Raw genomic sequence first — 17,753 nt, forward strand, 5'->3', positions numbered from 1 at the left:
TGCAGCCGATCCAGCGAGCGATAGGGAACATTGCCCCATGGACAGTCTCGTGCATCACAGGACTTCACTCCCGATCAGGAATGCAGCAGCAGGTGCCTGAGCCTTTGCACGAATTGACGATGGTCATAGTGTTCCGCCAGGAACAGGCGCGCCTTGGTAGACGCGGCTGACCAAGCCTGGTCGTCTTGATCCAGCGCCTGGATGGCAGCAGCAAACTTCGACGGGTCATCGGTAGTCGGCAGTATATCCTCGACTCCAGCCAGGCCCTGCGCGGCCGCACCGGTCAAGATGATTGGAACACCCTGCCCTATTGCCTCGATCACCTTCCCCTTGACCCCGCCGCCGAAACGCAACGGCGCGATGACCAGGCGCGTAGACGCGTAACAGCGCTCCAATGCAGCATCATCGATGCGACCGAGAATACGCACCGTGTCAGAGGCATGCTGGGGCACACGGTAGTTCTCCATACCGGAGCCCACCACGGTGAGGACCGGCGCCTGTCCCCCCCGCTGAAGCAAGGGCAGCACCTTGTGCAGAAACCAGTCCAGACCATCTGCGTTTGGTGCATGCGCCATGCTGCCAACGAACAGCAATCCCGATCTTTTGCCCGGGCCGGGCGTGTGCTGCATGGATCCTGCATCCACGGTCCACAGCGGAAACATCTCGCCGTTCCCAGCCAAGCCGCGATCAGCAAGGTAACGGTTCACTGTTTCAGCCTCATCTTTAGAGGGATACAGAACTACGTCGGCATTTCTCCACGCTCGCTGTTCCACCACTCTCATCAACAGACACTGCCAATGATCGGCAAGGGTGGCCTTGGACGTAGCACGCATCAACTGCAACCGCACATAGTGGATGTCGTGCCCGTAATAGAGATGAGTACCGGCAATCGCCGCGCGCAGGACCGGTAGATACATAGCCGCGATCAGTGGGCGGCTTGACACCGACCCGATGAAACTTCCTCCGAACGTCGCCAACCATCCGTCCAGTGCCCCCGTTTCCCGTCGACTCAATGGGGTGATGCCTCTCCCTTCAAGGGCAGCTCTCCCAGCTGCGGAGGGCTCAATCGTTGCCGACCAGAAGACGACCTCCATGCCGGCATCGACCAACAGGTCAGCGAAGCATGAGATCGCGCGCGATCCCGCGTCACGGTCAATCTCGGGAAAATCATGGTCCACGAGGAGCACACGCGGGCGTTCCGTCGACGGAACCTCCGCGGGTGTTCCTGTGGACCGTTGCATCGACCAGCGACTGTACAACCCAGGGCCGAACATCAGCATGGCTTCCAGCAGCCGTCGCTTGACCTTGCCCCACCCCATTGCCGTCTGTGCCTCGCTCAATGCCAGGACTTGAGGTCCACGAAGAACTCCGGATACCCCTTCCACTTGTCGCGGAAGTAGGCTGCGTTGCGGTTGAACAGCTGCTTGTAGCGCTCGCTGCCCTCGCTGGCGCCGGTAGTCTGGTGCGGCTGGTGACGGACACCGGCCAGGTCACGGAACGCCACCGAATAACCAGCCTTCTTCACCTGGAAGCAGATGTCCGTGTCTTCGAAGCACGTAGGGTCGTAGAACACATCGAAGCCTTCCAGACGCTCGAACAGGTCACGGGCAATGAACATGCAGCTGGTCCCCAGGAAACCCACGTCATCGCGGTATCCCTTGATGCGGGCCTCGTTGTTCATGCCGCGATTGGGAAGGTAATCGGAGATGGGTCCACCCAGGTCATCACGCGTGGCGTCGAACCATCCTGCATTCCAGCCGATGGTGCCGACACCGGGGTTGGCCGCCAGGATGTTCACGGCTTCACTGAAGCAGGACGGAGAGGTCAACCACTGGTCGGAGTCGAAGAACGCAATATAACGGCCGGTGGAATGCTTGACGCCCAGGTTGCGACCCGAGGAGCATCCATTCTCACTGTTGCGCACAAGCTTCACCTTGGCATGCCCTGCGTACAGCGATTCAACCAGTTCGGCGCCGCCATCGCTGGACTGGTTATCGACAACCACGATTTCCTGCAGCCATTCCCCGGCGTGCTCCAGCAACGTGCTCACGCAGCGCTCAATGATGCGGCGGTTGTTGTGGATCAGCACAACTACGCTTACCGACAGCGGATACTCCGGTTGCATCAACTGCTCGACATGGCCCAGCCAGGCGTGGCGGGCGATGAATGCGTAGTCTTCCGATGCAGTGGCGCCGGCCAGCTGTGCGGACAGCTGCGCGGCATCCACCCGATGCAGGTTGGGCGACGGTGCGAATGACGGCAGCGCATCGACAAACACCGGCTTCTCCAGCAGCAGCGCCGCCATTGACAGGTCGGCAAGGCGCGTGCGGTCCCCGGCCCCGCCGACGATGACAACCGCATGCGCGCCGGCGATCAGCGGAGCCATCTGCTGCGGCTGCCACGACCAATCGAGGGGACGTACCTGGCGGCTGTCGCGGCCATCCACGTTCATTCCCGTGACATGGAAAACGAGATCGGGGGACGCCTTCAGCGCGGCATCAAGCCAGGCGTCGCCGTCTCCGCCGAGGACAACGAACAGGACATGTTGTCGCCCGTCCTCATATGCCTGCGGCAGCCCATGACTGCGGTAGGAGTCGAAGATTTCATTGTCTCCAGCCGCGCCCAGGAAGCGCGACGGCAGGCCATCGACCTTCTGCTCCGGGGTTCCGGTGACAACGCGATCAGTAAGGACGCGCAGTTCCGCGGAGAGAGAATCCGCACCGAGTGCAGCGAGGTCGACGATCACTTCGGCACCGCGTTCACGTGCCGACCGGGCCAGGCCCAGCGCCTCCGGCGATGCATCGGCAAGCAGAACGCGAGTACCCTCGGCACGCACTTCCTGCAGCCAGGCGTGCGCATCGACAGCGAGACGCGCCGGCAGGCCGCTGCCGTCGTCCGGCCAGGCACTTCCATCCACCGCGGTGATGCGCACGAAGAAGCCGGCACGATCGCCCGCCTTCGCGAAGTGCATCGCCCGGTTGGGCCAGCCGTCGGTGGTCAACGTGTTGGCGATCACCAGCAGGCGTTCGCGGCGAACCGGTCGCACCATCGGCGGTGGCGGTTCCGCCATCTGTTGCGTGGCAGCGGTCTGAGGAACACCCAGCGTCTTCATGCGTCGCGGGATCTGTTGCAGTGCGACCTTCAACCCGTGCCGCCTCCAGACCGAAGCCAACTTGAAGGGGGCGGCCAGCAGGCGCACCAGGTCGCGGCGAAGCAACTGCAGGAACCTACGCAGGCGACGCCAGAGATTCAGCGCATCTGCGGTCTCCTGACGGCTGCGCGCCAGCTCGGCCTGCACCTGTTCGATTTGCTGCAGCAGGATCGCAATGTAGACCTCCTTGTCATCAATATAGGCCTGCTTGCCTGCCAACTGCTGCTGGATCTGCTGCAGCATCTGCGCACTTTCCTCCTTGACCTGCTGCAGTGCCTGCGCACTTTCCTCCTTGATCTGCTCCAGTGCCTGCGCACTTTCCTGCCTGATCTGCTGCAATGCCTGCGCATTCTCCTGCAGCTGGCCTTGAGCCGCATCCAGGCGGACCATGTCTTCATTCATCTTCTTTTGCTTCTCGACAAGTTGCTGCGTCAGGTTTGTGTTCTGCGTCGTCTGCTCGGCAAGCTGATGGTCCCGGAACAGCAGTAGATCGTGGGCGCGTTGGCTCTGCTGCCGGGTCTGTTCAAGCTCGACCAGTGCCTGTTGCAACCACAGTGACAACCAGTCTGTGGAGGTTGCGTCGAAGCGAAGGGGCACAGGCGGCAGGGAGGAGCAGCCGTCGAGCAGCTGCAGGTGCGCGCTGGCGGACACTTCCAGGCTGTCCACCACCTGCGGATCCGGCCGCCAGGCTTCGGTGACCAGCGATTCGATCGCCTGCACGAAGCGCTCCGGGCCATCGTCGGTCGACAGCCTCAGAATCGACGGCATTCCAGCCATCGCATGGGCATGCGACAGCTTGTCGTCGTACTCAAGGCCTGCGGTGGGCTTCCCCGCCAGCAGGGCAAGGATACTGGCATGCAGGCGCATGGACAGCACCGCGTCAGCGCTGGCGATTGTCTGCCAGGTCGCATCCGTTGTTGCCGGTGCGATCAGTTCATCATTGCTGCGCCCGGGTAGCTGCTGGCGCAGCGATTCGATCAAGGGCAGGTCGGACGTCGCACCACTGCCTTCGGTATGGGCCTGGAACGCCACCCATTGGATCTGCCATCCTGCAGGAACTGCAGTGCGCAACGCCTCCACCAGGGACGTTTTCCACTGCCCCTTGTCCCATTCACGCACCACCACCGCCAGTACCTTGTTCTGCGGCTGGCCTGCATCGTGCGCGGCCTGTTGCGCCGGCAATGGGTGATAGCGGCGGAACAACCATCCCGGATCGGCGGCAACGAGGATATCCCGATCCACGCCGATCTGGCGCAGCAGTGCCTTGGATGATTCATCCCGCACGGATACGGCGGCCGCATGCTGGAACAACTCGCGCACCAGGGTGCGTGCGCCCTCTGAACTCAGCGGCCCAACCCCCTGCCCCCATACGATTGTCGGCACTCCCAGTTGCCGCGCGAGCAGCATCGGCCGTGCATAGCCGGAAATGTCGTTCGCATAAGGGAGGTACACCGCATCGAGGTTGAAGGGATGATGGTCCTGGAAGATGCCGCCGCCCCCCATCACCAGTACGTCGCAATGCATCAATGCACGAGCGATGTCCCCGACATTGGCAAACTGCACGGCATCCACACCATGCATGCGACGGGTCAACGAGGGATCGATGCTGGCAACCACCGGCTCGCCGCCCAGTTCGCGGATGCGACGGACCAGCAGGTCCAGCAGCACCTCGTCGCCCACGTTGGGTGCCCCATAGAAACCCACGACCAGGGCCCTGAATACTGGCTTGGAGTGCGTCATCATGCAGTTCTCACTGGTGCGGTGAAGCGAGGGGCGGGAGCAAGCCAGCCATGACCGGAATGGGGCTGAGGCAGTACATCCACATGGCCCGCGTAGGGCACGCGTGAGTGACGGTGGTACTCGCCCGTGTCGAGGTCACCGATGCCCAGTGCCAGCACATAGCGGTTGCCGGTGACATTCAACGTCAACTGCCAGTCGAAAACATAATCGCCCGGTTCCGTCGGCAGCGGCGAAAGGCTCATGTTCTGGGTGGTGCCAGCCCACAGGGCGATGTCATCCACGCTCTTCAACTGAATTCCATAGCAGGGCTGCTCGATACGCCGGCGTACATGGATGGCGACCTTCACCAGTACTTGTTCGCCATGGCCGAACGTCGTCCTTGGCTGCCCCTGCAGGTCGAGAATCTCCACGCCGGTGATTTCGCTTGCCGGCAATGCCGCAGCGTCTGCAGGCAGGCCATCGTCCTGCAAGCTGGCAAGGGCCTCGTCCGCATAGATCACGGCTCCGCCTTCTTCGTCCACCAGGTCGTCGGCATACTTCTTGACAACCTCGCGGCACGGTCCGTCCAGCACGACCCGTCCGCGACGCAGGTAGATGCCCCGGTCGCAGTATTCCAGCAGGGTATTGGTGGAGTGGGTAACCAGGATGATGCTGACGCCTTCAGACTGCATCTTGCGAATGCGGGTAAGGCACTTGGTCTGGAAGGCGGTGTCGCCCACTGCCAACGCTTCATCCACAACCAGGATATCGGGTGACACGTGGATCGCCACGGCGAACGCGAGCCGTACGAACATGCCCGAAGAGTAGGTCTTGACAGGCTGGTCGATGAATTCACCGATATCGGCGAATTTTTCAATTTCAGGCATGAGGCGGGTCATGTCCGCCGAACCCAGGCCGATGATGGCACCTGCCAGGTAGACGTTGTCGCGCCCGCTGAATTCCGGGTTGAAACCAGCGCCCAGTTCCAGCAGCGCCGATACCCGCCCGTTGACGGTCACGCTGCCGGTATTGGCCTGCAACGTACCGACCAGGATCTGCAGCAGCGTCGACTTGCCGCTGCCATTGCGGCCGATGATTCCAACAGTTTCGCCCGGCGCGATGTCGAAGTTGATGTCGTCCAACGCATGGAACACGCGCGCCGGCTGCGGCTGCATGCCCACCAGGCGCCGGAGCCGGTTTGCTGCCGGCTGCAACAGGCGCTGCGCCGGACGGTCGAAAATGCGGAAGACCTTGCCGACACCACGTACCGAAACCACCGGCGCAGCCGTCAACGGCGTATCTGCTGCCTGCATCACATCACCCCCGCATGCCGATAGGCGGCTCGCTTGGCGTCCAGGCTTGCCTGCTGTGAATACTCGCGCGCCATGAGATCCTGCCCTGCCGCCGACAGAGCTGCCAGTCGCGCTCGGTCCTGCGCGCATTCCAGCAATGTACGGGCAAACCCTTCTGCGTCATCACGCACCAGGATGTCCACGCCGTCGGTCGCGCCGATGCCCTCGCACCCCTTGCTGGTGCTGAGTACCGGGATGCCGGCAGACATCGCCTCGACGATCTTGACGCGGATGCCGCCGCCGGACAGCAGTGGCACCATCAGCAGATGCGCTTTGTCCAGCAGCGATTGCAGGTCGTCGACGAAGCCATGCACGAGAACGTTGCGGCCGTCATGCAATGCCTGCAGCGCCTCCGGAGGATTGCCGCCGCAGAAGTGCAGAACAATCTTCCGCTCCTGCAACTGGCCTGCCAGCAGCGGATGGATCTTCTCGGCAAACCAGGTCACCGCCTCCGCATTCGGGTACCAGCCAAAGCCTCCCATCCACAGTACGTGGAAGACATCATCCGGCTTGTCTTCAAAACGCGTGGTACCCAACGGAAAGTGCAGCGGCATGAGGTAGCGCGGGACCTTGTCGGTAACCCGCGACATGTCATGGCGAGAGATGAAGGTCATCGCCGAGAACCCGAAGGCATTGTCGATCTCGACAGCCTTCGCGGCTCGCCGGCTTCGGCTGGCAACCCATTCCATGAAACGCAGCTTCCATCCGGTCAGGCCTGCCGGCATCCAGAACGGAAAAATGTCAGCTTCGATGTTGTGGCTCAGCAGGATGCCCGGCACCTGTGGCAAGAATCGACGGAAGAACGCCAGATGGGTCGAGTTGACCTCGATCGCATCGATGCCCTGTTCCCGGACGATGCGACGTGCAGCCGCAACGGCACTGCGGCTGTAGTAGCTGGCATCGATGAAAGGCAGACCCTGCAGTGCCTGCCGCGCCATCGACAGGGCTCGCTGCACCTTGGGCAGCTCGAACGGCATCTTCGGACGAGGCTCGAGATGGACCGACCGGAACACTTTGTCGTAGAGCGCGCGATGCTGCTCGACTTTGCGTCGGTCGGCGTCGCCGCCGACGTAGCAGAACAGGTGGTAGTCGATCTCCTCGGCGAACGGCAGAACTGCGTTCACCGCATAGATGTCGCCCCCCGTCACCGCCGGCAGCGAAGGCGCCAGCATGAACACGAGGACTTGTTTCTTAACCTGCGGTTTCATCGAAGATATCCGAATCAAAATACGGTGAGAACCTGGTGAGGTACTGGATATCCCGGTTGCGTTCACCGATCTTTCGGGCGGGTACGCCACCCACCACCTCATACGGTGCCACGTCGCGTGCCACGACCGCACCCGCCGCAACCACGGCACCTTCGCCGATGGTCACGCCCGGCAACAAGGTGGCGCGGGCACCGATCCAGGCATGGTCCTGGATGGTGACCACGCCGCCAATCGCGGGAAAGGTCGGTGCGTTGTGGTCATGGTGCAGGCTGAGGATGCAGGTCTGGAAGGAAACATTGACGTTGTTTCCAACAACCACGCCTACCCGGCCATCCAGATACACCTCCCGGTTGATCACGCAGTTGTCACCGATGCTGACGTGCGCGCGCACCGGATAACCAGTGACGAACCAGCGCATGCTGACGTGCGTGTCCTTGCCGATCGCCACCTTGAGCACGCGGGTCAGATAGAACCGGCGAACACATTCGATCGGAAAGCGGGCAACGACATTGTTGCCGAGGTAGTACTTCAGCCCCATAAGCACATAGAAGAAACGCTGGCGAAGAAGCCATTGCTTCAGGCGACTCATCGTGCAAGCTCCTTCTTAAAGGACATCAGCGAATCCACACTTGGTGCGACGGAACCAGACCATTCCCAGCAGGCAGACCACAGACGCGGCAGCAAACTGCCCCGCAAGCTGCCACCAGTCCGGCAGCTGACCGAACACCGCGACGGCACGGGCCTGCTCGATGATCGTCGTAAGCGGATTGGCCAGGAAGAGCGGGCGGATGTACTCGGGAATCTTGGTGACCGGGAAGAACACTGGCGAAATGAACAGCAGGATCTGCGAGAAAACACCCACCACTTGGTTGACGTCCCTCAGGTAAACGCCCACAGACGCCAGTATCCAGCTGATGCCCAGCGCATACAGCACCAGGGGGACCATCACTACCAGAATCAACGGAAAAGTGACCGGAACACCGTTCCCGACGAACACCAGTGCAAGCGCCAGAACGCTCAGACTGATGAACCAATGGAACAGCGCCGATGAACAGGAAACGATCGGCAGAATGCCGATCGGGAACACGACCTTCTTGACGTAGTTGACGTTTCCCGTGATCAATCCCGGCGCGCGGTTGATGCATTCGGCGATGAATCCATGGAGGATCAGGCCGACGAACAACAGGATCGCAAAATCCGCCTGACGCTGTGGCTGATCGCCCCAGCGAACTTTCAGGATCACCGAGAAGAACAACGTGTATACGCTGAGCATCAACAGCGGATTGACGAAGGACCAGAACAAGCCGAGCACTGAGCCCTTGTAGCGGCCACTGACTTCACGCCGGGTGAGCTGGAAGATGAGACCAGCCAGATTCGAGGCACTCATGCGTCAGACACCATGGACAATCCGACGGTCACTGAAGTGCCCTCTCCAGATCCACCTGCAGATCCCCCAGCTCCTCCACGCCCACGCTCAGCCGCACCAGCGCATCGCTGATGCCCAGCTGTTCGCGGCGCGCGACCGGAATCGAGGCATGGGTCATCACCGCCGGATGGTTGACCAGGCTTTCAACACCGCCCAGCGACTCGGCCAGGGTGAACAGTTCGGTCTTCTCGCAGAAGCGCTTGGCCGCCTCGAACCCGCCCTTGAGCACGATCGAGACGATGCCGCCGTAGCCGGCCATCTGCTTGCCGGCCAGTTCATGCTGCGGGTGCGAGGCCAGGCCCGGGTAGATCACCTTCTCCACCGCCGGGTGCTTTTCCAGCCATTGGGCCAGCGCCAGCGCGTTGGCGCAGTGTGCCTTCATGCGCAGCGGCAGGGTCTTCAGGCCGCGCAGGGCCAGGAAGCTGTCGAAGGGGCCCTGCACGCCCCCCACCGAGTTCTGCAGGAAGGCCATCTGCTCGGCCAGTTCGGCGTTGTCGCCGACCACGACCATGCCACCGACCATGTCCGAGTGGCCATTGAGATACTTGGTGGCCGAATGCAGGACCAGGTCCGCACCCAGTTCCAGCGGACGCTGCAGCATCGGCGAGGCGAAGGTGTTGTCGACCACTACGATCAGGCCATGGCGCTTGGCGATGGCGGCGACCGCGGCGATGTCGACGATCTTCAGCATCGGGTTGGTCGGGGTCTCGATCCAGACCATCTTCGTCTTCGACGTGATGGAGGCTTCGAATGCCGCCAGATCGGTGAGGTCGACGAAGCTGAAGTCCAGCCCGGCGGTGCGGCGACGCACGCGCTCGAACAGACGGAAGCTGCCGCCGTAGATGTCGTCCATCGCCACCACGTGGCTGCCAGCGTCGAGCAGCTCGATCACGGTCGAGCTGGCCGCCATGCCCGAAGCGAAGGCAAAGCCGCGGGTACCGCCTTCCAGCGAGGCCACGCAGCGCTCATAGGTGAACCGGGTCGGGTTGTGGGTACGCGAGTACTCGAAGCCCTGATGCTCGCCCGGGCTGGACTGGGCATAGGTCGAAGTGGCGTAGATCGGTGGCATCACCGCGCCGGTGCTGGGGTCGGGCGACTGGCCGCCGTGGATGGCCAGCGTGGCCAGGGCCAGCGCGCGGTCCGGGGAAGAAGCGTTGGACATGTCGTTTCCTGATTGGCGCCGATGACCGGCGCCGTCGAAGGAGCGGGAGTCTATCAGCGCGGCCTTAACGAGCTTTGACGCGGATAAACCGGGATTCAGCAGCGATCTGCGGCGATAAACGCCTTACTGAACGCGCCGACGCAGATAATTCAGCAGGTCGATGCGGGTGATCAGGCCGAGGAAGGCGTCGCCGTCCATCACGATCGCCACCTGGCCGCGGTCGAACACCGGCAGCAGGGCCTCGATCGGCGACTTCACGTCCAGCCGGTCCAGCTTGCTGACCATCGCGGTGGCCACGGTGTCGCGGAAGCGCGCCTCGTCGCCATAGACATGCAGCAGCACGTCGCTTTCGTCGACGATGCCGACCAGCTTCTCGCCGTCCATCACCGGCAACTGCGAGACGTCGTACAGCTTCATGCGCTGGTAGGCGGTGGTCAGCAGGTCGTTCGGGCCGATCACCACGGTGTCGCGCTGGCCGTACGGGCGCAGGATCAGGTCGCGCAGGTCGCCGTGCTGCGGGCGCTGCAGGAAGCCGTTGTCCAGCATCCAGTAGTCGTTGTACATCTTCGACAGGTACTTGTTGCCGGTATCGCAGACCAGCACCAGCACCCTCTTCGGCGTGGTCTGCTCCTTGCAGTACTTCAGCGCCGCCGCCAGCAGGGTGCCGGTGGACGAACCGCCCAGGATGCCTTCCTTGCCCAGCAGCTCGCGCGCGGTGTGGAAGCTCTCGGCATCGCTGATCGCATAAGCCTTCTTGACGCGGCTGAAGTCGGAGATCGAGGGCAGGAAGTCCTCGCCGATGCCTTCCACCAGCCAGCTGCCCGACTTGTCGTTGAGCACGCCGTCGTTGATGTATTCGGCCAGGATCGAGCCGACCGGATCGGCCAGCACCAGCTCGGTCTTCGGCGACAGCTTGGCGAACGCGCGCGACAGGCCGGTCATGGTGCCGGAGCTGCCGCAGCCGAACACGATGGCGTCGAGGTCACCGCCCATCTGCTCGAGGATTTCCGGGCCGGTGCCGAACTCATGCGCGGCCGGGTTGTCCGGGTTGCCGAACTGGTTGATGAAGTAGGCGCCCGGGGTCTGCTCGGCGATGGTCTTGGCCAGGTCCTGGTAGTACTCGGGATGGCCCTTGGCGACGTCTGAACGGGTCAGGCGCACTTCAGCGCCCATCGCCTTCAGGTTGAAGATCTTCTCGCGGCTCATCTTGTCGGGAACGACGAGGATCAGCTTGTAGCCCTTCTGCTGTGCCACCAGCGCCAGGCCCAGGCCGGTGTTGCCGGCGGTACCTTCAACCAGGGTCGCGCCCGGCTTCAGGTCACCCCGCTGCTCCGCCGCCTCGATCATCGACAGGCCGATGCGATCCTTGATCGATCCGCCCGGGTTGGCGCTCTCCAGCTTCAGGTAGAGCTCGCAGACGCCGGTGTCCAGGCGCTGGGCCTTGACGATCGGGGTCTGGCCGATGAGTTCGAGGACGGAAGAATGGATGGGCATTCGGAGGACTTTCGATTCGCGCCACGCAGGGCCGGACCGATGATTATCCGACGGATGGCGCTGAATGTCAGGTCGGTGCAGGCATGCCGCCCGCATGCCCCATGAAGGGATGCGGGCGGCCCCGGATCGACGAGGAGACCGGTACCGCCCGCATCGGTGAGTGGTGCCTGGAGACCAAGGCACCACCGCCTGTGGTGCCTTGGCGCGGCCGCCTCATCGGCGGTGCCGCGATGCCGGGGCGGGGTCGCCCGGCGGGGCCATCGATGGCCGGGTCACGCCGTTCCGGGCGCGACGGGGTGCGTCAAAGCGTGGGGGACGTCGTTGGGAGCGGTGTTTCGTACATTCGCAGAAGGCGTTGCTTGGCCAGCAGCTTCTCACGCTTCATGCGACCCAGGGTGACATCATCGATCGGGAGTACACCCAACTCCGCGTCCATGCACTTCTTGTTCAACTTGCGGTGCTGGTCATGGAGTGCCCTGAACTCCGGATCACGCGCGCGACGGGCGTCGATCTCGCTCTGGGGCTGATCTTCAAACATGATGGACCTCCTTCGACAGATACACGAACGCCCCGGCCACAAGGCACGGGGCGTTGTTCATGGAGGAGCGCCGCCCGATGGCCACCTGGACGCCTGCAACGACCTGCGGCACTGGCCTGCGCACGTCGATCTGCTGCGGTTCGCGCCCTGCTTGCATCGGCCCGGCCCTCCCATCGTCCGGTCCGCGGCATTGCGTCCCGGACAATTGACCCTACGCCTGCTCAGGGCGGGGTACAAGACCCCTGCGACAAAAAGACCGAACCCCGCCGGGGCGGGGTTCAGGCTGAATGCTCATTGCAACGAAAAACAAACAATATCAATGCATTACGGCGCGATGATGACCTCGGCCGAACGGGCCCGGGTGGAGGCTGCCTTCTTGCCGCTGACCTGGATCCGGTTGCTGGCGACACCAGCCGCGACCAGGGCGTCGCGCAGCGCTTCGGCCCGCTTCTGACCCACGCCGTTGGCATTGTCGTAGGCCTCGATGCGCAGGCGGCCCTTCTTGCCGATGTTCAGGTACTCGGCCAGCGCCTTGGCCTGGTTGCGGGCCCCACCGGACAGGCTGGAGGCACCTGCAGCGAACGCGTCGCCATTGAAGGTGAAGACTTCGCCTCGCCCATCGAACTTCGAACCCGGCAGTTTCTGCCCGGAGACCAGCTCGGCCTCCTCACGGGCCAGCTTGGCGGCGTTCTGCTGGGCAGCGCTGAGCCGCTGCTGCTGCTTGCCGGCCACGCTGGTCAGGGCGTTTTCGGCGTCCTGGCGGGCCAGGGTTTCGGCCTCGGCGGCCTGGCGCAGGCGTTCGGCCTCCTCGGCCTGCATCTGCGCCTGCATGCGCAGCTGCTCGGCTTCCTGACGGGCGCGGGCAGCGTCGCGGCGGCTGGCCTCGATCAGCAGGTCGCTGCGGGTGCGCTCCAGGCGGTCGACCTCGCGCGCGGCCATCGCCGTGCGCACCGCGGTCTCGGCAATCTCCACCCGGCGCTCGGCCAAGTAGGTGGCCAGCTCCTGGTCACGGCGCTTGGCCTTGTCCAGGGTCGCGATGGCCTGCTGGGCCTGCATGCGCTCGAAGGCGCCCAGCTCAGCGGTATCCGGGTTGGCCTGGATGGCCATCAGGCGCTGGCTCAGCTGCGCCACCATCGGGTTGTCGGCGGCCACGGCCAGGGTCGGCAGCGCCAGCAGCGCGGCCAGGGTTGCGGCGGTCATCGGCTTCACCGGCGGTCCTCCCCGGTCGACAGCTGGCGTTGCAGCTGGTTGACCTCGTTGCGGCGCAGCTGCAGCTGCGCGGTGACGGTGGCTTCCTCGCTGCGGACGCGTGCCAGGTCGGCATCGGCGGCGGCGCGCAGGGCCATCGCCGGGGCGTTCTTCCGTTCGCGGCGGTCGCCGGCGGCGCGCTGGGCCTGCTCCAGCCCCTGCCGGGCCAGACCGATCAGGTCCGGGGCGTACTGGTCGGCGTCGGCCTGGGTGGCCTTGTCGACCGCCTGCCGGGCCTGCGCCAGTTCCAAGGCGGCGTCCTGCGCCCAGGCGGGGGCAGACAGTGCGAATGCAAACGCCATCACATACAGGCCATGGCGCATTCGTGCGAAGCTAAGTCGTTTCATTGGGGAGGCCGTACCGGTTGTCGGTTCACGGCCATTGTCGTCAAGCCGACACCGTGCTGGCAACGGGCGTCGGCCGTTTCGTTGGGGAAAATTCGCAATGGATATCGGCTACTTCCTGAAGCTGATGACCGAAAAGAACGCTTCGGACATGTTTCTGACCACCGGGGCACCGGTCTACATCAAGATCGAGGGGAAGCTCTATCCGCTGGGCAACACCGGCCTGCCGCCGGGCATGGTCAAGAAAATCGCCTACTCGCTGATGGACGAAGGCCAGGTGCCGCAGTTCGAGCGCGAGCTCGAGCTCAACATGGCCATCGCCCTGCCCGACGCCGGGCGCTTCCGCGTCAACGTGTTCAAGCAGCGGGGCGAGGTCGGGATGGTCATCCGCGCCATCCGCAGCCGCATCCCTAGCATCGAGGAGCTGAACCTGCCGCAGGTGCTGAAGGACGTCATCATGACCCCGCGCGGGCTGGTGCTGGTGGTGGGGTCCACCGGTTCCGGCAAGTCCACCTCGCTGGCGTCGATGATCGACCACCGCAACAGCACCACCACCGGTCACATCCTCACCATCGAGGATCCGATCGAGTACCTGCACAAGCACAAGATGTCGATCGTCAACCAGCGCGAGGTCGGCCTGGACACCCACGCCTTCCACAACGCGCTGAAGAACGCGATGCGTGAAGCGCCGGACGTGATCCTGATCGGCGAAATCCTGGATGCGGAAACGATGGAGGCGGCGATCGCCTTCGCCGAGACCGGGCACCTGTGCCTGGCCACCCTGCACTCCAACAACGCCGACCAGACCATCGAGCGCATCCTCAACTTCTTCCCGGAAAGCGCGCACAAGAACGTGCTGATGAACCTGGCGCTGAACCTGCGTGCGGTGATCAGCCAGCGCCTGGTGAAGAACAAGGAGGGCCGTCGCCTGCCGGCCACCGAGGTGCTGATCAATACGCCGATGATCCGCGACCTGTTGCGTCGCGGCCAGGTGCACGAGATCAAGGCGGCGATGGAAGGCTCGCTGGAAGAAGGCATGGAGAGCTTCGACCAGTGCCTGTTCCGGCTGGCCAAGGCGGGCATCATCGAGCAGGAGGAAGCGCTGCGCGCGGCCGACTCGCGCGATGGCCTGGCCCTGAAGTTCCGTTTGTCCGAAGGCAGCAGCGGCGAGCACGACCCGTACGCCGATTTCTCGGCCGGCGCACCCAGCATCACCCACGGCTTCTGACCCCACGAAAAAGGGGACGGAGGGGATTAAGTCGTAAGTGCATTTGCGACTTAATCCCCTCCGTCCCCTTTTTTCTGAAGCGTTCATGGGCGGTCTCATCCAATGAGACCCCTCATCCGTAGGTTTCCCCAATGGAAACCATCCGCAAGCTGGCCATTCTGGCCGACGCCGCCAAATACGACGCGTCCTGCGCCTCCAGCGGCTCGGGCAAACGCGATTCGCGCGCCAGTGGCGGTATCGGCAGTACCGAGGGCATGGGCATCTGCCACAGCTACACGCCCGACGGCCGCTGCGTTTCATTGCTGAAGATCCTGCTGACCAACTTCTGCATTTACGACTGCGCCTATTGCGTGAACCGGGTCTCCAGCAACGTGGCCCGCGCGCGTTTCAGCGTGGACGAGGTGGTCACGCTCACCCTGGACTTCTACAAGCGCAACTACATCGAGGGCCTGTTCCTGTCCAGCGGCATCATCCGCAATGCGGACTACACCATGGAGCAGATGGTGGAAGTGGCCCGGCAGCTGCGCGAAGAACACCGCTACGCCGGCTACATCCACCTCAAGACCATTCCCGAGGCCTCGCCGGAACTGCTGGCCAGTGCCGGGCGCTATGCGGACCGCCTGTCCATCAACGTGGAACTGCCGACCGAAGCCGGCCTGAGCGCCTTGGCACCGGAGAAGACGGTGCATTCGATCCGTGGCGCGATGGGCGAACTGCGCTGGCGCATCGAGGAAGCCAAGGAAGCTCGCAAGGCCCCCGCAGCGGTGGCGCCGACGGCCAGCCGCAGCGCTCGCCCGCGCCCTCCCCGTTTCGCACCGGCCGGGCAGAGCACCCAGATGATCGTCGGCGCGGACGGGGCAAACGACCAGCAGATCCTGGCCAGCGCCGACAGTCTGTACGGCAACTACCGCATGCGCCGGGTCTACTACTCCGCATTCAGCCCGATTCCGGACGCCAGCCGGCAGCTGCCACTGCAGCCGCCACCGCTGCAGCGCGAACATCGCCTTTACCAGGCAGACTGGCTGCTGCGCTTCTACGGTTACGGTGTGGAGGAGATTACCGACACCACCCAGGACGGCATGCTCGACCTGGATATCGACCCCAAGATGGCCTGGGCGATCCGCCATCCCGAGCGCTTTCCGGTCGATCTGAACCGGGCACCGAAGGAAATGCTGCTGCGCGTGCCCGGCCTTGGCGTGCGCAACGTCAAGCGCGTGCTGATGGCACGCCGCCACGGGCGGCTGCGCGTGGCCGACATCGCGCGCCTGAAGGCACCGATGAGCAAGCTGCTGCCGTTCGTGCTGCTGGCCGACCATCACCCGCGCAAAGCACTGGATGATCCGGCGGCGCTGCGCGCGCAGCTGGCCCCGCCGCCGCGCCAGGGTTCGCTTTTCGATGCCCCGTCTGCGTCCTGACGCGCAGCGGTGGTCGCTGCGGGTGGATCCGCCATGGTCGCTGCAGGCCTGGCGCGATGCTGCGCGCGAAGCGTTGCTGCGCGGCGTTGCCCCGCCGCAGCTGGACTGGCTGGAAGGGAGTGACACGTCGCTGCTGGATGCGCCGGCCGTGCAGCAGGCGCCGATGCTTGCCGATGCCGGTGCACCCAACGTTCCACGTGACTTCCTGGAGCTGGCGGCCACCTGCCTGTGCCATCGCGATCCCCAGCGCCTGGCCGTGCTGTATCGCCTGCTGTGGCGCATCGCCCATGGCGAGCGATCAGTGCTGGGCAACCCCGCCGACGCCGATGTCCTGCGCGCGACAGCCCTCGCCCAGGCCGTCCGCCGTGACACGCACAAGATGAAGGCATTCGTGCGCTTCCGCGAGGTACCTGGCCAGCCCGATGCGTTCATCGCCTGGTTCGAGCCGCAACACCACATCGTCGACCGGGTCGCGCCGTTCTTCGCGCGCCGCTTCACCGGCATGCGCTGGGCGATCCTGACCCCTTCGCGCAGCGTCGCCTGGGATGGGCAGGCGCTTGCCTTCGGCCCCGGTGCACGGCGCGAAGATGCCCCGGCGGAGGATGCACGGGAGTCGCTGTGGCAGACCTACTACGCCAGCATCTTCAATCCGGCGCGACTCAACACACGGATGATGATGCAGGAGATGCCGGCCAAGTACTGGCGCCACCTGCCTGAAGCACAGTTGCTGCCACGCCTGGTGCGCGACGCGGCCGACCGCGTGCAGGAAATGCATGACCGGCCGGCACAGGCACCGCAACGCAGGATTCCCCCGCGTGCGAACGCTGCGGCGCCGGCAGCCGATGCCAGCAGCCTGGACAATCTGCGCGGACAGGCCATTGCCTGCCGCCAGTGCCCGCTATGGGAGCAGGCCACGCAGACCGTGTTCGGGCAGGGGCCTGCCGATGCGCGGGTGATGGTGATCGGCGAGCAGCCCGGTGATACCGAGGATCTGCGCGGGCAGCCGTTCGCAGGACCTGCCGGCCAGGTGCTGGACCGCGCACTGGCGGAACTGGGAATCGATCGCGCCCAGCTGTACCTCACCAACGCGGTGAAGCACTTCCACCATGAGCGGCGCGGCAAGGTGCGGCTGCACAAGCGGCCGGAAAGCCGCCACATCCAGGCCTGCCGCCCCTGGCTGATGGGTGAGATCGCACGCGTGCGGCCCCAGGTGATCGTATGCCTCGGCGCGACAGCCGCAGCCTCGGTATTCGGTCGTGGTTTCGACCTCGCACGCGACCGCGGACGCTGGCACACCCTCGAGGACGGCACGCGCGGCTACGCCACGGTGCACCCGGCATGGGTGTTGCGGCAGACCGACGATGCGCGCCGCGAGGAAGCCTACCGGGTGTTCCGCGATGACCTGGCCCGTTTGCGGCAGAAAGGGGACGGAGGGGATTAAGTCGTAAGTGCATATACGACTTAATCC

General features: G+C 64.1%; 14 protein-coding genes. 3 read left to right on the plus strand and 11 right to left on the minus strand.

Features of this window, described 5'->3' with window-relative positions:
* Positions 1 to 74: 74 nt before the first annotated feature.
* The 11 genes from E5790_RS06960 to E5790_RS07010 form a co-directional block, all read right to left on the minus strand.
* Positions 75 to 1,340, minus strand: a complete 1,266-nt coding sequence (locus E5790_RS06960; protein ID WP_136191715.1) for a glycosyltransferase — start codon at positions 1,338 to 1,340, stop codon at positions 75 to 77.
* A complete protein-coding gene (locus E5790_RS06965; RefSeq protein ID WP_111205549.1) occupies positions 1,337 to 4,894 on the minus strand; it encodes a polysaccharide pyruvyl transferase family protein in 3,558 nt (1,185 codons plus the stop codon). Before E5790_RS06965 ends, E5790_RS06960 begins: the two co-directional genes overlap by 4 nt.
* On the minus strand, positions 4,891 to 6,183 hold the full coding sequence (locus E5790_RS06970) for an ABC transporter ATP-binding protein (RefSeq protein WP_053494792.1): 1,293 nt from the start codon (positions 6,181 to 6,183) through the stop codon (positions 4,891 to 4,893). The genes E5790_RS06965 and E5790_RS06970 overlap by 4 nt, the downstream gene beginning before the upstream one ends.
* Positions 6,183 to 7,430 carry a glycosyltransferase gene (locus E5790_RS06975; protein ID WP_053494791.1) on the minus strand — a complete coding sequence of 416 codons (1,248 nt, stop codon included), beginning with the start codon at positions 7,428 to 7,430 and terminating at the stop codon, positions 6,183 to 6,185. The genes E5790_RS06970 and E5790_RS06975 overlap by 1 nt, the downstream gene beginning before the upstream one ends.
* Entirely contained in the window at positions 7,414 to 8,019 is a 606-nt protein-coding gene (locus E5790_RS22180) for a DapH/DapD/GlmU-related protein (protein ID WP_069118025.1), read from the minus strand. Before E5790_RS22180 ends, E5790_RS06975 begins: the two co-directional genes overlap by 17 nt.
* A gap of 15 nt (positions 8,020 to 8,034) precedes the next feature.
* Positions 8,035 to 8,817, minus strand: coding sequence for an ABC transporter permease (locus E5790_RS06985; RefSeq protein WP_053494789.1), 783 nt, complete (start codon positions 8,815 to 8,817; stop codon positions 8,035 to 8,037).
* A 28-nt stretch (positions 8,818 to 8,845) separates the two neighbouring features.
* A complete protein-coding gene (locus E5790_RS06990) occupies positions 8,846 to 10,018 on the minus strand; it encodes a cystathionine gamma-synthase (protein ID WP_136191716.1) in 1,173 nt (390 codons plus the stop codon).
* A gap of 123 nt (positions 10,019 to 10,141) precedes the next feature.
* Positions 10,142 to 11,512 (minus strand): pyridoxal-phosphate dependent enzyme, encoded by a 1,371-nt coding sequence (locus E5790_RS06995; RefSeq protein WP_014645842.1) that lies wholly within the window; start codon positions 11,510 to 11,512, stop codon positions 10,142 to 10,144.
* A 301-nt stretch (positions 11,513 to 11,813) separates the two neighbouring features.
* Positions 11,814 to 12,050 carry a YdcH family protein gene (locus E5790_RS07000; RefSeq protein WP_005407964.1) on the minus strand — a complete coding sequence of 79 codons (237 nt, stop codon included), beginning with the start codon at positions 12,048 to 12,050 and terminating at the stop codon, positions 11,814 to 11,816.
* A gap of 324 nt (positions 12,051 to 12,374) precedes the next feature.
* On the minus strand, positions 12,375 to 13,259 hold the full coding sequence (locus E5790_RS07005; RefSeq protein ID WP_080281838.1) for an OmpA family protein: 885 nt from the start codon (positions 13,257 to 13,259) through the stop codon (positions 12,375 to 12,377).
* A complete protein-coding gene (locus E5790_RS07010) occupies positions 13,256 to 13,621 on the minus strand; it encodes a DUF4398 domain-containing protein (RefSeq protein WP_005415160.1) in 366 nt (121 codons plus the stop codon). Before E5790_RS07010 ends, E5790_RS07005 begins: the two co-directional genes overlap by 4 nt.
* A gap of 121 nt (positions 13,622 to 13,742) precedes the next feature.
* Here E5790_RS07010 and E5790_RS07015 point away from each other — a divergent pair, with 121 nt between their 5' ends.
* The 3 genes from E5790_RS07015 to E5790_RS07025 all read left to right on the plus strand — a co-directional run bounded on the left by E5790_RS07015 (position 13,743) and on the right by E5790_RS07025 (position 17,726).
* Positions 13,743 to 14,870 carry a PilT/PilU family type 4a pilus ATPase gene (locus tag E5790_RS07015; RefSeq protein WP_014645840.1) on the plus strand — a complete coding sequence of 376 codons (1,128 nt, stop codon included), beginning with the start codon at positions 13,743 to 13,745 and terminating at the stop codon, positions 14,868 to 14,870.
* Between the two features lie 131 nt (positions 14,871 to 15,001).
* Positions 15,002 to 16,285, plus strand: coding sequence for a putative DNA modification/repair radical SAM protein (locus tag E5790_RS07020; protein ID WP_111205550.1), 1,284 nt, complete (start codon positions 15,002 to 15,004; stop codon positions 16,283 to 16,285).
* The gene (locus E5790_RS07025; protein ID WP_111205551.1) at positions 16,266 to 17,726 is read left to right on the plus strand and encodes a UdgX family uracil-DNA binding protein; all 1,461 of its coding nucleotides are present in this window, start codon (positions 16,266 to 16,268) and stop codon (positions 17,724 to 17,726) included. The genes E5790_RS07020 and E5790_RS07025 overlap by 20 nt, the downstream gene beginning before the upstream one ends.
* Positions 17,727 to 17,753 lie beyond the last annotated feature (27 nt).

It is taken from the genome of Stenotrophomonas sp. PAMC25021 (assembly GCF_004795795.1).
GTDB lineage: Bacteria > Pseudomonadota > Gammaproteobacteria > Xanthomonadales > Xanthomonadaceae > Stenotrophomonas > Stenotrophomonas muris.